At 68.0% G+C, this 394-nt stretch carries 1 protein-coding gene; it reads left to right on the top strand.

The genetic code is table 11. The features are described 5' to 3' along the window. Positions 1-133, top strand: a 133-nt coding sequence (locus Q7A36_RS41035; protein WP_305109517.1) for a transposase domain-containing protein, incomplete at its 5' end; no start/stop codon positions are given. Positions 134-394 lie beyond the last annotated feature (261 nt).

Raw genomic sequence — 394 nt, 5'->3', positions numbered from 1 at the left:
TGTCGACCCGCGCGCCTGGCTCGCTGACGTCCTGGCCCGCATCGCCGACCTGCCAGCCTCGCGCCTGCACGAACTGCTGCCGTGGAACTGGCGCAAGGCCCGTGAGGACGCCGCTGCTGCCGAGGCCGCCTGACCCTGGCCGCCCCGAGCTGCGTGTTTACCCTCGCCCGTTCCGCCGAGCTGCCCGGTGAGAACGAGAAGTAGATTGAGGAGCTCGCCTGCCAGCTCGGCCCCGAGGACGGCTGTCTTTGGATCTATGACACCGCCGATCGCGCTACCCTAGGGTTCACCGAACGCGGCATCGAGTGCCTCACGGAGCTCAGCTTAGATCAGAGGGGATGAACACCGCCACGCCGCTACGCTCGGCTATCCGCGGTCCTCGCCGTGTGGATAC

The sequence above is a fragment of the Paracraurococcus lichenis genome (assembly GCF_030657435.1).
Lineage (GTDB): Bacteria > Pseudomonadota > Alphaproteobacteria > Acetobacterales > Acetobacteraceae > Paracraurococcus > Paracraurococcus lichenis.
Note: the sequence above shows the minus strand (reverse complement) of the source record. Positions and strands in the feature narration are given on the sequence as shown.